The following is a 14,788-nucleotide window of genomic DNA, read 5'->3' as shown; positions in this document are numbered from 1 at the left end:
CCACAGACCCTCTTTCCGAGGATCGGTCGGAGCCGGCTCGTGAGTGTTCACGTTGCCTCCTGCGGTCGAGAAAAGTGCTCGCTATCTCGGACCGCAGGGCCGCCGGGCGTGATACCTCAGCGGCGGGCGACCGTGAGGCTGCGGACGTCGGCGTGGCCGTCGGCGACGAAGAAGCCGAGGTGGCGTCGCCCTTGGTCGTAACGGCGGAAGGACAGGGCTACTTGGTCGTCGACGATCGCCTGGCCGGTGGTCCCTCGTAAGAGGACCTGGATGGTGTGGCGGCCGGGCGGAAGGGGGCAGGGGCGTTCCAGTTCGACGGCGTGGGGGACGTCGCCGCTGACCTGCCACTGGGCAGGGCCGGTGCGAGCTCGGGGCCAGGTGTCCAGGACTACGCGGTTCTGCTGGGGTTCCAGTCGGAGGATGGTTGCCTGTTCGCCGTCGGGCGAAGCGTGCAGCAGGAGGCCCAGGGATTGGGTGCCTGGGGCAACGTCTACGATCAGCTCGACGAGGCAGTCGGCGGGGATCGGGTCGCCCATCCACGCGGCGTACCGATCGGTCGCACCCTGACCAGGCTCGGTTGCGGCGCCGTCGACCGGTTTGAGTGAGACGTGCTGTACGTCGGAGTACACCGCGCGCAGCTCCTCCGGCAGCGTGAAGGCGAGCGAGCCGTCAGCCGACTGATGGGCTTCGAGTACGGCGAGGTCGCCGGCCCACTGCCATGCATCGTCTTGTTTTGTGGGGATCCAGCCGATGAAGAAGCGTCGCCCGTTGTGCTCGACCGACTTTGCTGCGTAGAACGCGCGCCCGTCGACGGTATCGCGGGCGGGTGCCAGCCACGGCCCGTCCGGGTCGCGCGAGATCCGGTAGCGGGTCTGGAAGGCGTCGCTGAACTCGGAGTACACCAGGTACCACCAATCGCCCCATTGGAAGACGTCCGGGCACTCCTGGGTGATGTATCGGTGCGGCTCCCACAGCGGTTCCGCCAGAGTCCATCGCTCGAGGTCGGTCGAGGTCAGCCGAGCAACGACACCAGACCGGCGATCCGGCCGGTCGGCGTACCGTGCCGCGAGCACCATCTGCCACGGCTGATCCGGCGCCACCCGATAGACGAAGGGATCGCGCCAGTCCTGTGGCACATAACCATCAGGCGCACCGAAGGTCAGGTCGGGCAGCTTGGTCCAGCGCGTCGGATCCCCGTCGCTGACAGCATGACAAACCAGTTGTACGCCGTCCCGCCGCGGATTGTGCCCCGTATAGAACAGATGCAGCCGCGACCCGTCCGCGACCACGCTTCCCGTGTAGCAGTCGAAGTCCTCCGCATCGCGGTCACCGCCGGGCAGTACGACGCCATGGTCGGTGTACTCCACGAAGTCGGTCGTGGATACGAGCGCCCACGGCATGCCGGCGGGAGCGTCGGATCGCTCGTCCAGCAAGTAGAACAGCCAGATCCGGCCGTCATAGCTGAACGGGATGACGTCGCCGACGTACCCGCTCATCTGCGCCTCTTCGGTGGGGCGCCGACCGAGTCGCGCTCGATCAGTTCACAGTCGACGATGATCCGCTCCGGCGCATCGTTGGGGTCACCAAGCACCAGTTCACCGGCGCGGCGGCCGAGCATCAGGTGCGGCAACGCCGCCGTGGTCAAACCCGGACGGACCTGGTCGGCGACATCAGGCTGATCGTCGAAGCCGACGATGCTGACGTCCTGCGGGCAGTCCAGCCCGAGAGCGTGCAGGGCGAGCAGCGCGCCGATCGCCATTCGGTCGTTCCCGCAGACCAGAGCGGTCGGCTTGTGCTCGGTCACCACCTCGGTCGCCAGGTCGTACCCCGACCCGATCTGGTAGTTGCCGTACCGATGCACAAGATCGGCCGGACGCAGGTCGGCCGCGCGAGCAGCGTCATCGAAACCACGCCGACGTTCCTTGCAGGCGTAGTCATTGCGCGGGCCACCCAGGAAGGCCACCTCGCGATGCCCGCGGTCGAACACGGACGCGGCCGCAGCGCGACCACCGGCGTACTCGTCGGCCAGCAGGACTGTGTCGGCCTTGCCCTCCTCGGGCCAGCAGTTGACGAAGATCGTCCGGATCCCGTCGAGCCGTGGGCTGCGATGCAGCGGCTTGGGCTCGAGCGATGCGTACACGATCGCGGCAACGCCCTGCCCTACCAGGCTCGCCACAGCGTCGTCGCCCTCGCCCGGGTCGCCGGTCGTGTCGACGACCATGCAGACGTAGCCAGCCGGTTGGACGACCTGTTGCAGGCCGAGCACGATCAGGCCGGCGTACGGCTGGGAGACGATCCCGCTCGTCACGACGCCGACCGTGAACGACTTGTTCGACCGCAGCGACTGGGCTGCCCGGTTCGGCACGAAGTGGAGCTCGGCTGCGGCCTCGAGCACGCGCCGCCGCGTCTCCTCGGCCACCGCGACGTCGCGGCGGTCGTTGAGGACGAACGACACGGTCGGCTGGGACACCCCGGCGCGCCGCGCGACATCGGTCATCGTCACGCGCTTCGGCCGATCGGCCGGCTGCTTCGCCATGGTCCCCCTTAACGATCGACGGCCTCGTCGCCGCCGTCAATTTACTATCACAGCTGGACCCAATACGTATTGCGCCCCACCGTACACCACTGCTACCGTCCCGGGTCAATACGTATTGGGTGGCTCGCCGGGCCACCTGAGCGGCCAAGGAGGAACCCATGACAGGCATCCATCCCCCCAGTGGCCCGATCGCTCGCCGTACCGTGCTGAAGGCCGGGGCGGCCGGTGGACTCGGGCTGGCAGCGCTGGCCGATCTGGCCGCCTGCGGCAACAGCGGCGGCGGCTCGTCGTCGAAGTCACTCAAGATGCTGTACTTCGGAGAGCAGGCGGCAGCGACCCAGCTGCAGAACCGGTTGCAGCCGCAGATCACCAAGCTCGACCCGAGCATCAAGTTCGAGATCTCGGCCATCAACGGCACCGACTGGAACGACTTCCTCGCCAAGGTGCTGACCCAGATCGCGGCCGGAACGCCGCCGGACATCATCAGCGTCGCCACCGAGGGCCTGCAACTGATGGCGTCCAAGGAGCTCGCGGTCCCGCTCGACGACTACGTCACCAAGGACCTCGCCGCGCTGAAGGAGTACTTCGCCGACATCCACCCCGCGCTGGTCGAGTCGATGATGTACCAGGGCCACCTGTGGGAGCTGCCGGACAGCTTCAATGCCGGGAACATGTTCTACAGCACCGAGCTGTTCCAGCGCGCCGGCGTCGTGCCGCCGAGCGAGGGCTGGACGATGGACGACTTCGAGACCGCGGCGACGAAGATCGCCAAGTTCAAGGGCATCAACGCCTTCGGCTGGGTGGTCCGCCTCTGGGGCAGCTGGACGTCGTTCATGTACGCCAACAACGCCAACCTGCTCGAGGAAGGCAAGTACGACGGCGGCGACTGGCTGTGGAACAAGGCGTACGCCGGTGACCCGGCCGCCGCGGGCCGTAAGGGCGGCTGGAAGTGGGGTGCGCCGACCGCGAACTCCGACGGCACCGTCGAGGCCCTGAACTACATGATCGAGCTGACCAAGAAGGGCCTCTCGCCGTCCCCTGACGTCGGCGGTGGCGGCACGCTCCAAGGCTTGTTCGCCTCGAACCGGATCGGCATGTCGATCGGCGGCGGGTTCTGGGCCGGCGGTCTGACGAACGCCGGGATGAAGAACGGCAGCTTCGACGTCCAGCTGTTCCCGAAGTGGAAGAGCCAGCGGCACCTGTTCGGCGCGGGCGGGTACGCGATCTTCAAGTCGTCGAAGAAGAAGGACCTCGCCTGGGAGGTCCTGAAGCTGCTGGTCAAGCCGGACACGTTCGACCTGGTCTTCCCGGGCAACGTGACCACGCCCGGCCGCAAGTCCCTGGTGACGGCCGCGCGGTACGCGAAGACCGGGCCGAAGCACTGGTCGGTCTTCTACGACACGCTGACCAAGCACCCGGAGACGGCTCCGATCCCGGCCCCGCCGTACTACAACGCACTCGCGACCGCCCTCAACCAGCGCACAACGCAGGCGATCTCCTCCGGGAACGCGAAGGCCGCGCTGGACGGATTGCAGTCGGACCTCGAGAAGGCAGCGGGGGCGAGCTGATGTCGGCCGCCGCCGCTGAGGTGCCGGCTGCCATCACCAAGCGCCGCCGGCATCCGTCGTCGCATCGGGAGGCTCCGTTCGGCTTCGCGATGATCGGGCTGTCGTGTCTGTTCGTCGCGGTCTTCACGGCGATCCCGATCCTCGCGTCGCTGGGGTTGTCGTTCTTCTCCTGGGACGTCATCTCGAGTCCGCAGTTCGTCGGGGTGGAGAACTACCAGCGGCTGTTCACCGACGGCCCCGTCCTCAAGTCGTTCGCGGTGACGCTCGGCATGGCGCTGGCGATCGTCGTACTCCAACTGACGCTCGGCCTCGCGCTCGCAGTACTGGTCAACCAACGCAAGCTGGTGTGGATCCGAACGATCTTCCGTACTGCGTTCTACCTGCCGCTGCTCGCATCGACGGCCGCCGTGTCGATCTTCATGGGCTACCTGTTCGACTACAAGTTCGGCGTCGTGAACTACTACCTCGGCCTGCTCGGCATCCCGAACGTGCCGTGGTTGACGAGCGGTATCGGCGCAGCCACCACAATCGTGCTGATCGCGGTCTGGCAGCAGGTCGGGTTCACGTTCGTGCTGTTCGTCGCCTCACTGATGTCGGTGCCCACGGACGTCCTCGAGGCCGCGCAGATCGACGGCGCCGGACCGTTGCGGACGCTGTTCCGGATCAAGGTCCCGCTGATCAGCCCGACCATCCTGTTCGCCGCGGTCGTTGCCTTGATCAACGCGATGCAGCTGTTCGACCAGCCGTACATCATGACCAAGGGCGGCCCGGGGTCGGCGACCACGACGGTGACGATCTCCATGTACCAGAAGGGCTTCCAGAACCTGCAGTTCGGCTACGGCTCGGCGATCGCGATCGTGCTGTTGGTGGCGATCCTGATCATCACCGGACTGCAGTTCCTGGCGGCACGGAAGTTGGTGTTCTACCAATGACATACTCCACCGGAACCCTCGCCCGGATCGGCCGGATCATCGGCATCCTGGTCCTGGTCCTCGCCGCAATGGTTGCCCTCGGCCCGCTTCTCTGGACGGTCACCACGTCGCTGCGGACACCGGCCGAGGCGTTCAGCAATCCACCGCAATGGATCCCGTTGCACCCGGACTTCTCCAACTACAGCGCGGTGTTCGACCGGATCCCGATCGGCCGGTTCTTCTTCAACAGCGTGATCGTGACCGGGTTGATCGTGATCGGCCAGACCATCACCTGCACGCTGTCCGGCTACGCGTTCGCGATGATCGACTTCCCGGGCCGTTCGGTGATCTTCGGGATCTTCCTGGCCACGATGATGGTGCCGCTGCAGACGATCATCATCCCGGTGTTCGTGATCATCCGGTACCTCGGTCTGTCGGACAGCCCGTTGTCGCTGGTGGTCTCGGCGCTGGGCAGTGCGTTCGGCACGTTCCTGATGCGCCAGTACTTCATGCAGATGCCGAAGGAACTGGGAGAGGCGGCCAGGATCGACGGCGCCGGCCACTTCCACACCTTCCTGCTGATCTACGCCAAGATGGCCGGTCCGGCGATCGCCACACTCGCGATCCTGAACTTCTCCGGCTTCTGGGCGGAGTTCTACCGGCCGCTGATCTTCCTGCAGACCCAGGACAACTTCACGCTGCCGCTGGGCCTGGTCGGTCTGCAGGGAAACCTCGGCACCGGTTCGATCTCGGTGGTGCTGGCCGGCGTCGTACTGGCGATCCTGCCGAGCGTAGTGCTGTTCATCTTCGCCCAGAGATACTTCATCGCAGGCATCACGGCAGGAGCTTCACGGTGACCCAGACCCAGTCCGCACACCGGTCGGCCGGAACGGTGGCACACCTCCGTCCCGCGTACCACGTCCGGCCGCCCAGCGGATACCTCAACGACCCGAACGGGCCGATCGAACACGGCAGCGACGTACACCTGTTCTTCCAGTCGCGGCCGACGCTCGATCTGCACGTACCGGTCGAATGGGGGCACGCCACCTCGACCGACTACGTGCGCTGGACCCTGCACCGGCCGGCGATGGCGCCGATGCCGGGCGGGCTCGACACCGATGGCTGCTGGTCCGGCAACACCGTGCTCGACGACGGCCGGATCCGGGCCTTCTACTCCGGGCGAGTGGAGGGCCGCCCGTACCAATCCGTCCTCACGGCTGTGTCGGACGACGGCGGCGCGTCCTTCGGGCCTGCGCGGCAGGTAGTGCCGGATCCAGCTGAGGCGGTCATGTTCCGGGATCCCTTTGTCTGGAAGGAGAACGGGACCTGGTGGATGGCAGTCGGAGCCGGGTACGTCGACCGCGGCGCGAGCATCGCGCTCTACCGGTCGGACGATCTGGAGAACTGGACCGCCGCCGGCCCGCTGGCCGAGCTCCCGCGCAGCCGCACAGGCGAGCACGACACGGGATCGGCCTGGGAATGCCCACAGGTGCTCACGATCGACGGCCGGCGGATCGCCGTGGTGGCGTCGTGGTCGCCCGAAGGCGGACCCGGGGAGGTGTTGTCGTTCGACTCCGACGCCCCACCGGTCCCACAGCGCGTGGACCACGGGACGAACTTCTACGCGGCGTCCGCCGTACGCGAGAGTCGATTCGGGCCGTTGCTGTTCGGCTGGCTGACCGAAGGACGCGACCGGCCCGGCTGGACCGACGGCTGGGCGGGGGTCATCTCACTCCCCCGCGTCGTCTGGCTCGGCGCTGACTCGTCGTTGCGCAGCGCGCCCGTACCCACGATCGATACGTTGCGTATGGACTCCCCCGGTGCCCAGTGCGAGATCGTCGTATCGGAAGGCTCAGGCCGCGTCGTCGTCCACTTCAGCGACGAGGAGTACCTGATCTTTGAGCTGGACGCCGATACCTTCGCGATCGACCGCAGTCACGCCAGCCTTTCGCCGTTCGCTCACGGCGGGCGGATGGAGGTGACGGACGCCTTCGATCCGGCGTCGGGCCGGCCGGCGGTGCGGATCTTCATCGATGGTTCGGTGGTCGAGGCCTTCACCAGTGCGGGTCGGGTGCTCAGCACCCGCGTGTACCCGACGACCCCACCGCCGTGGCGAGTCGAGGCCCCAGCGAACTCGCAACACTGGGGCCTCGCGCCGTGATGGAACTACTACTCGCCGACCAGCTGGTCGTAGTGCGTGGTGATCGAGACGTGGTCCACACCGTTGAACACGGCCGGGATCTTGCCGTACGCCGTCATGGCGGTCGCGGAGCCGTTGAACTTGCTGAACGCGTACTGGAACCCGGACTGCGTGGCGTTGTCGACGGCGGTCACCAGGGTGCCGCCGCGGGTGCCGCAGCCCTGCGCGACCAGGGATTCGTAGTCCGCGAAGCCCGAGGAGCGGATCAGCTTCATCACCGGCTTCGCGCCGGCCGCGATCGGGATGTGCGCGGTCCAGAGCGCACCGGCGGTGGTGGTCATCAGCAGCGTGTCGTACGTCGCGGACTCGCTGACCACCGTCAGCGTCTTGAACCCCTTGAAGCCCGGGATCGGACCGAGCGCCTTGAAGCCCGCGCCGACGATCTGGTACCGGTACAGGCTGTTGTTGGTGTTCAGGCCGTACAGGTACGCGTGCCGGGGCTGCGCGACGCTGTAGTTGGAGGTAGCGATCGCCTTGAAGCCGCTCCACCCGTTACCGACCTTCGTGAAGGTGGGCACCGGCGGCTTCTCGTCCGGCACGTAGGTCGTGTGGCGGTAGAGGTTCGCCCCCTGCAGCAGCAGGCCGTAGTAATAGGTCTGCGTTTGCGACGCGTTCACGGCGCCGTACCAGGTCGCGTTGGCGCGGGTAGCGACGTAGCCGAACGGTTCGAACGCCACCGCCGTCGGGCTGGTGCCCGGGGTGACGTCGATCTCCTGCATGGTGCCGGCGGCGGTCGGCACACCCACGTAGTTGATGCACGGACCGCCGGCGGCCAGTGCCTTCACCGGCGACGGGTGGGCGACCTTGTCCGACGTGTACGGCTTCGGGTCCGTCTTTCCGGCGATAGCCGGAACCGACGAGACAGATGCGGCGATGAGGCCTAATCCGGCCAGGGCGAGCGCATAGCGCTTCACGTTCATAGGAGTTCCCCCTCCATTTTGACTCGATCAACTCGAGGTCGGGCCGACTATAGCGGAGGGAGAGGATCAGTAGTGCATAGATCGTCGGTTGATGCAAATCCGTGAGCCCGACGCCCTCCAGCCCGTCAGCTGGAGGGCGCCGGAGCTTGTCAGGCCCTCGTCCGGCGACGCGAACGGGCGGCCGCGATGAGGCCGATGCCTGCCGCGATCAGGCCTATCGCGGCCAGCAGCAGGCCGGGGCCGACCGGGCTGCCGGTGTCGCCGAGTTCGCCGCCTGGCTTGCTGGGCGGCGGGGTCGGACGGGCCGGCTGGTGCGGGGTGACCTTGACGGTGACCGAACTCGAGTTGTCACTCGGATCCGGGTCCGGCGTGGTCGAGTCGGCCTTGGCAACGTTCGTCACGGACGAGTTCCGGTAATTGGGGTCCACAACGACTTCCAGCGTGACCTTTGCGGTCGTATCCGGATCGATCCGGCCTACCGCACAGGTGATTTTCTGCCCGTTAGTGCAACGATCCGGCTTGCTGACCAGGCGGAGCCCGGCGGGCAGCTCGTCGGTGATCGTCACGCCGACCGCTGACGACGGTCCGGTGTTGTGTACCGCTATCACGTAGCGCAGCTTGTTTCCGGCGATGACCGTGGTCGCGGACGCGGTCTTGTGGACGCTGAGGTTCGCGGACTGCGTCGTACGGCCGCTGACCTTCGCCTCGTTGTTCGCGATCACCGGGTCCGGGGTGGCCGAGCTGACGCGGGCGATGTTCTCCAGCGTGCCGCTGAAGCCGGGGACGACGGTCGCGGTGATCGTGACAGTGATCGTGGCGCCTTCGGCGAGCAACGGCGTACCGCACTCGACTCTGCCGGCCTCGGGCGCGTCCGGTGCTCCTTGGGCTACCGGCGGTAGGAGCTTGCAGGAGCCGCTGTTCGTGCTCACCTTGGTCAGACCGCGTGGCAGTTCGTCGATGATCTCGACCAGGCGGGCATCGGACGGGCCGTTGTTCTTCACGGTCAGCGTGTATTTCACTGTCTGACCGGACACCGGCTCGGCCGGGGCCATGGTCTTGGTGATCGCCAGATCCGCCAGCGCGGTCACCGGCGACACGGCGGTGTCCGTGTTGTTGTCCGGGTTCGGGTCGGGTGTCGAGGACGTCTCCGTCGCGCTGTTCGTGACGTTCGCGCCGTCGTACCCGGAGGCCAGCCGGACGCGGAGCGAGACGATCGACTGCCCGATCGGCAGATCGCCCAGGTCGCAGCGCACGCTCTGACCGTTGATCGTGCAGCCGTTCGACGCCGAACTGACAGTCAACCCGGCGGGCACGGTGTCGGACACCACGACCGCACGGGCCGTCGACGGACCGGCGTTCGTCACGAGGATCGTGTAGTCGAAGGTGCTGCCGGGCGTGACGCCGGCCGGATCCGAGGTCTTCGTGACGCTCAGATCAGCACGAGTCTCGACCGGGATCGTCACCGTGGAGCTGTTGTTGCTCTGATCCGGATCGGTCACCGGTGAAGTCGCCGTGGCCGTATTCGCCAACGACTTCCCTTCGTACGCCGGATCCAGCGCTGCCGTGATGACTACGGTCGCAGTGTTGCCCGCGGCAATCGTCCCGAGCGCACAGTTGACGGTCTGACCAGTCGGCGTGCATTGGCCCTGCGTGGGATCGGCCTTGATTAGGGTCAGGCCCGTCGGCAGGGTGTCGGTCGCGGTCACCGTGGTCGCATCCGACGGGCCGTGGTTCACGACCGTCAGCCGGTAGGTCAAGCCACCACCCGCCACTGCGGATGCGTCGTCGCTCGTCTTGATGACCTCGATGTCCGCGACCTGCTGGACGTCGGTCGTCACCGAGTCGTCGTTGTTCGACGGATCCGGATCTGTCGTCGTACTGGTCACCGAACCGGCGTTGGTGACCGCCGCCGTCTGCGATGCCGCGACCGCAACCCGAATCACGACCACCGCGTTGCCGCCGGCGGCGACAGTCCCGAGCGCACAGCTCACGTTGGCACCGGAGACCGTGCAGGTGCCGTCGGCAGTCGTTGCCTCCAGCACCTTGAGGCCGGCTGGTACGTCGTCCGAGACCTTCACGGCCTGTGCGGTTGAGGGACCGGCGTTGTGGACGGTGAGCGTGTAGACCGCCTCTGCTCCGGCAGTCAACGGTGACGGCTGCACGGTCTTCACGATCGACAGATCGGCGGCCGTGGTCACCTTGGTGTCGGCGGTGTCCTTGTTGTTCTGGTCGTTCGGGTCCGGAGTCTGCGAGCTCGTCGTCGCCGTGTTGACGAGCGTCCCGGCGGGCTGGTCCGGCGAGACCTTCACGACGATGATGGCAGTCGCATCGTCGCCCGGGGCCAGCTGTCCGACCGGACAGGTGACGACGGGCTCGGAGAGCGCTGGGTTCTGCGTGCAGTCGCCATCGGGTCCAGTTCCGCGGACGAACGTCGTACCTGCCGGAAGGGTGTCGGAGACGATCGCGCCGACGGCGTCGGAGGGACCGGCGTTGTGGACGGCCAGGGTGTAGGTGAGTTCATTGCCTGCGACAACCGTTGCCGCGGCCGTCTTGGTCACGGAGAGGTCGGCCTGAGCCTCGACGGTTGGTGTCGTGGTCGAGGTGTTGTCGGACCTGGTCGGATCCTCCGGCGTGGTGGCGGTGGCTGTCGCGGAGTTCCGCAGCTCGCCAGGCGTGGTCGAGGCCGCGACGGTCCCGCTCACCGTGACGACCAGGCTGTCCCCGGCGGCGAGCGTCGCGGCCAGGCAGCGCACCTGGCCGTTGGCCGTCGTACAAGTGGCGCCCCCGGTCGCTTGCCGAGATCCCGGTCACGGCGTCGGGTACGTCGTCGACCACGGTGACGCCCTGCGCATCCGACGGACCGGCGTTCCTGACCGTGAGCTTGTAGGTGATCGCCTTACCGGCCACCACCGGGTCGGGAGAGGCCGTCTTGGTGATCGTGAGGTTGGCCTGGGCACCGGTCATCAGCGTGTACGTCGCCGAGTTGTTGTCGTCGACCGGATCGGGTGTGGGCGACTTGACGGTCGCCGTGTTGTCGAGCTGGTTCGGCGGAGCGCCGGACGGGACGCTCGCGACCACGCTCACGGTGACGACATCGCCCGGCGCCACCGTGCCGACCTCGCACTTGACCGTGCCGGCGGCCTCGGTGCACGACCCGGTCGAGGGCGTGGCCGAGACGTACTGCAGCGGCGCTGGGACCGGGTCGGTGATGGTCACGGATTGCGCCGCGGACGGGCCGTTGTTCGTCACGGTCAGCGTGTAGGTGACCGGTCGGCCCGCCTGGACCGGGGTCGGCTGAGCGGTCTTCGTGATCGCCAGATCGGCGCTGGCCGTCAGGTCGTCCGTGGTCCGTCCGGTGTTGTTGCTGCTGTCCGGGTCGGGCGTCGTACTCGTGGCTGTTGCAGAGTTGGTGAGGTCGCCAATCGCCTTGGCCGACACGGTCCCCGTGACCGTGATCGTCGCGGTCGATCCTGCCGTCAGATCGCCGAGCGCGCACGTGACCTGCGCCGAGCTGACCGTGCAGGTCCCGGCGGACGAGTCCGCGGTCACGCCGGTCACGGCACTGGGTACGTCGTCGGTCAGCTGGACCTTGCGAGCGTCGGACGGGCCGTCGTTCCGCACGCTGATCTTGTACGTGATCGGCTGGCCGGCAACCACCGGCTTGGTCAGCGTCTCCTTCGTGACGACGAGGTCGGCCTTCGCCGCGCCTGGCGTCACCTTCACGGTGTCGGTGTTGTTCGACGCGTCCGGGTCCGGGGTGTCGCTGCTGACCTTCGCGGTGTTGGTCAGCGCATCACCCTGATAGCCGGAGTCGAGGGTCGCCGCGATCTTGACGGCGACGCTGGACCCGGCCGCCAGCTTCGGTAGTGAGCAGCTGACGTCCTGGCCGGCCGTCGTACAACTGGCCGCGGACTGTACGCCGGTGATCGCGAAGCCGACCGGGATCGAATCGGCGGCCCGGACGTTGACAGCGTCGGACGGGCCATTGTTGCGGATGGCAAGCGTGAACACGACCGGCTGTCCCGGGGCTGGAGTCGTGGGCTCGACGGTCTTCTCGATCGAGAGGTCCGCGGTCCGGGTCACGTCAGTGGTGACCGACGACGTGTTGTTATCCGGGTTCGGGTCGGAGGTCGAGGTGGTGACAGTCGCCACGTTGGTCAGGCTGGTCGCCGTACTCGCGGCGGGGACGCGGACCACGACGGTGATCGTGGCGGTCGCGCCGGACGCGATCGTGCCGAGGGTGCAGGTGGTGGATTTGCAGCTGCCTTGGGTCGGTGTCGCCGAGACGAGCTCGACGCCATCCGGCAGCGTGTCCGTGACCGTCACGTCCTGCGCCGGACTCGGACCGTTGTTGCGGGCAACCAACGTGTAGGTCAGTTCACCGCCGGCGGGGACCGGGTCGGGCTTGGCGGTCTTGGTGATCGACACGTCGGCCGACGCGGCGACCGGCGTGTGCACCTCGTCGGTGCGGTACGTGTACTGCTTGTTCAGCGTCTCGGCCGTGTAGTCGAGCAGACCGGTGTTGTCGATCGTCGTACCGGCAGCCGCTTGGTCGACGGTCACGCGGAAGCGGATCGTGCTGCTCTGGTTCTTCTTCAACCGACCGCCGGTCGTGGCGTTCGCGCCGGTGCCGATGCGGACCCGGACCAGGCGCGCGTTGCCGTCGTACTCCGCCTGATCGTCGCCCGGACGGTCCGTCTTCGCGCCGGATCCCGCGCCCGACACGATGCTGAGCGAGCCGGGGACGTACGTCGTGTTCGGCGGCAGCGGATCGCGGACGGTCGAGCGGAGCGCATCGTCGTCGCCGGTGTTGCTGTAGCTCAGCGTGTACTCGAGGGTGTCACCAACCTTCGCCGGATCGTTGCCCGCCAGGTTCCGTACCGTCTTCGTGCCGACGATGGTCGGGGCGTAGAGGTCGATCTGCGTGGTCAGCGCGGCCGGGTAGTACACGTCGCCGGTGCTGGCGAAGGTCAGGTCGGCTTTGGTCGCGTTGTTGGGCACGATGCCGGCCGCGTCCACGACCTTGGCGTCCATGCCCAGGTTGTTGAGGGCGGCGGGCGTCCGGTTGGTGAGGTTCGCGCCGGAGTCGGTGATGCGGCTGCCGTAGAAGTTCGCCGACGGGCTCTGGGCGTCGGCGAGGCGGGTGCCGTTGACGGCGAAGTAGTCGCCGCTGATGCCGGCGTCACCTTCGTACGTGACACTGCCGAATCGCGCGTTGACCGCGCCGCTGGGCGGCGCGAGGAAGCCGGAGATGCTGGTCCGCACGGGCTCACCGCTGCTGACCTTGGCGTACCCGTTGAACACGCTCAGATCGCGCAGCGGCTCACTCGCCTGCTCGTACGCGATCACCAGACTCCATCCGGCGTACCGGTCGGCCCCGGTGCCAGTCGGCACGTCGGCGCCCCAGTACTCACCGTTGCCCCCGGCACGCACCAGATCGGTGACGTCGAGGTACGACGAGTAGTCGTTCTTCGAGCCCGTGTTCAGCAGGTCGGTCTTCGTCGCTGTCACATTGCGGTACGCCGTCTCGCCGGGCAGCCGGAGCTTCATCGTCGTACCGTCTTCGGTGCTGGCCGTACCGCCTCGGCCGGCTCCGCGGGCCGCGCCCCAGAACAGGCCGGCGTACAGAACCTGAGCGCCGGACGGCAGATCGACCGTCGCACCGGAGGAGGACTTCGTGGACGGATCGGAGTCCGTGTCGAGGAGCTCCATCGTCCAGTCGTTGTTGTTCGCGCTGGAACTCCCACCGGCGAGCGCCGCGCGGCAGGCGGCGGACGTCCGGTCGCACGTCAACAAACTGTTGCCGGTGATCCGGATCGCACCGTTCGTCTGCGCCCCGAAGACCTTCCCGAAGTCACGGACAGTCTCCGCCCGAGCAGTTGCCGGCAGCACCAAACCGCTGACCACCACGAGCACCAACGCGATCAGGCCCCGCAATCCCCCGACCCGCAACCCACCAGCGGCCATCCCGAAGTCCCCGTTTCTATTGACAGTCGCCCGCAAGGCATACCACATGAAGCACCCCAGAGTAACCAACCAACTACCAAGTGTTGCAAACAACTGTTGCCAATGGCACGTAGTTCCGTGGGATGCGTCGGCCCATCGCGGTGCTACGCGCGACTCCTCCGTCGCCGTGCTACGCGCCGCCCCACCCACCCCCCGGCTACCGCCGGTGCATCCTTTCCGGCTATCGCCGGGCGTTTCCGGCTGTCGCCGGTGTGTTCCGGCTGCCGCCGGACTGCGTAGTGCGGGCTTGTCGCCCGTGGTGCGCGGCTGCCGCCGGGTGTTTCCGGCTATCGCCGGGTGTTTCCGGCTATCGCCGGGTGTTTCCGGCTGCCGCCGGGGATTGCGGGCTGCCGCCCGCGGGTGACCGACCTGGGTCGAGGCGGACTGGTCACGGCGAGCGGGACCGTGGTGCGAGTGGCCTCCAGCCGGGGCCGCCCGTCAACAGACAGTTGACCCGAGCAACCAATCGAGCCCGCGGATCGACCATACCCAGCGGAAGTGCGGACGCTTGCTCCTCGCGCAACCTCTCGATCCTGCGCGACAGCCCCCGGCACCCGTCCGGCCTCGTCCAGCGCCGACACGACCCGCTCGACCATCACGCGCAGACGCACCCCGAGGGAGTTGCACGCGCGGTGGCGCGGTAAACG

The 14,788-nt window shown here is 67.4% G+C and carries 8 protein-coding genes and 1 pseudogene; 4 read left to right on the top strand and 5 right to left on the bottom strand.

Annotated elements, in window-relative coordinates:
- Positions 1-116: 116 nt before the first annotated feature.
- Together FDA38_RS06135 and FDA38_RS06130 are read right to left on the bottom strand one after the other, a co-directional pair.
- On the bottom strand, positions 117-1,496 hold the full coding sequence (locus tag FDA38_RS06135) for a glycoside hydrolase family protein (RefSeq protein ID WP_137253059.1): 1,380 nt from the start codon (positions 1,494-1,496) through the stop codon (positions 117-119).
- On the bottom strand, positions 1,493-2,536 hold the full coding sequence (locus FDA38_RS06130; RefSeq protein ID WP_233714553.1) for a LacI family DNA-binding transcriptional regulator: 1,044 nt from the start codon (positions 2,534-2,536) through the stop codon (positions 1,493-1,495). The genes FDA38_RS06135 and FDA38_RS06130 overlap by 4 nt, the downstream gene beginning before the upstream one ends.
- 158 nt (positions 2,537-2,694) lie before the next feature.
- Between FDA38_RS06130 and FDA38_RS06125 the strand changes: the two genes are divergently transcribed.
- From FDA38_RS06125 to FDA38_RS06110, 4 genes are read left to right on the top strand one after another with little or no spacing between them, the layout of a single operon-like run.
- On the top strand, positions 2,695-4,104 hold the full coding sequence (locus FDA38_RS06125; RefSeq protein ID WP_137253058.1) for an ABC transporter substrate-binding protein: 1,410 nt from the start codon (positions 2,695-2,697) through the stop codon (positions 4,102-4,104).
- A complete protein-coding gene (locus FDA38_RS06120) occupies positions 4,104-5,036 on the top strand; it encodes a carbohydrate ABC transporter permease (RefSeq protein ID WP_233714552.1) in 933 nt (310 codons plus the stop codon). The genes FDA38_RS06125 and FDA38_RS06120 overlap by 1 nt, the downstream gene beginning before the upstream one ends.
- Positions 5,033-5,872, top strand: a complete 840-nt coding sequence (locus FDA38_RS06115; protein ID WP_137253057.1) for a carbohydrate ABC transporter permease — start codon at positions 5,033-5,035, stop codon at positions 5,870-5,872. Before FDA38_RS06120 ends, FDA38_RS06115 begins: the two co-directional genes overlap by 4 nt.
- Positions 5,869-7,176 carry a glycoside hydrolase family 32 protein gene (locus tag FDA38_RS06110; RefSeq protein WP_170989595.1) on the top strand — a complete coding sequence of 436 codons (1,308 nt, stop codon included), beginning with the start codon at positions 5,869-5,871 and terminating at the stop codon, positions 7,174-7,176. The genes FDA38_RS06115 and FDA38_RS06110 overlap by 4 nt, the downstream gene beginning before the upstream one ends.
- An 8-nt stretch (positions 7,177-7,184) precedes the next feature.
- Here FDA38_RS06110 and FDA38_RS06100 read toward each other — a convergent pair whose 3' ends face one another.
- The 3 genes and pseudogenes from FDA38_RS06100 to FDA38_RS42595 form a co-directional block, all read right to left on the bottom strand.
- Positions 7,185-8,135 carry a hypothetical protein gene (locus tag FDA38_RS06100; protein ID WP_137253056.1) on the bottom strand — a complete coding sequence of 317 codons (951 nt, stop codon included), beginning with the start codon at positions 8,133-8,135 and terminating at the stop codon, positions 7,185-7,187.
- A gap of 149 nt (positions 8,136-8,284) precedes the next feature.
- On the bottom strand, positions 8,285-10,888 hold the full coding sequence (locus tag FDA38_RS43610) for a DUF11 domain-containing protein (RefSeq protein WP_137253055.1): 2,604 nt from the start codon (positions 10,886-10,888) through the stop codon (positions 8,285-8,287).
- A 49-nt stretch (positions 10,889-10,937) separates the two neighbouring features.
- Positions 10,938-13,169: pseudogene (locus tag FDA38_RS42595) on the bottom strand (hypothetical protein); the annotation flags it as partial.
- Positions 13,170-14,788: the final 1,619 nt, after the last annotated feature.

The organism is Kribbella jiaozuonensis (assembly GCF_005233875.1).
Taxonomy (GTDB): domain Bacteria; phylum Actinomycetota; class Actinomycetes; order Propionibacteriales; family Kribbellaceae; genus Kribbella; species Kribbella jiaozuonensis.
This window is presented reverse-complemented; position numbering and strand designations above follow the sequence as displayed.

Bases quoted from the DNA above. Each gene is read 5' to 3' on its own strand.
- FDA38_RS06135 (WP_137253059.1), bottom strand. From the start codon at position 1,496: ATGAGCGGGTACGTCGGCGACGTCATCCCGTTCAGCTATGACGGCCGG.
- FDA38_RS06130 (WP_233714553.1), bottom strand. From the start codon at position 2,536: ATGGCGAAGCAGCCGGCCGATCGGCCGAAGCGCGTGACGATGACCGAT.
- FDA38_RS06125 (WP_137253058.1), top strand. From the start codon at position 2,695: ATGACAGGCATCCATCCCCCCAGTGGCCCGATCGCTCGCCGTACCGTG.
- FDA38_RS06120 (WP_233714552.1), top strand. From the start codon at position 4,104: ATGTCGGCCGCCGCCGCTGAGGTGCCGGCTGCCATCACCAAGCGCCGC.
- FDA38_RS06115 (WP_137253057.1), top strand. From the start codon at position 5,033: ATGACATACTCCACCGGAACCCTCGCCCGGATCGGCCGGATCATCGGC.
- FDA38_RS06100 (WP_137253056.1), bottom strand. From the start codon at position 8,135: ATGAACGTGAAGCGCTATGCGCTCGCCCTGGCCGGATTAGGCCTCATC.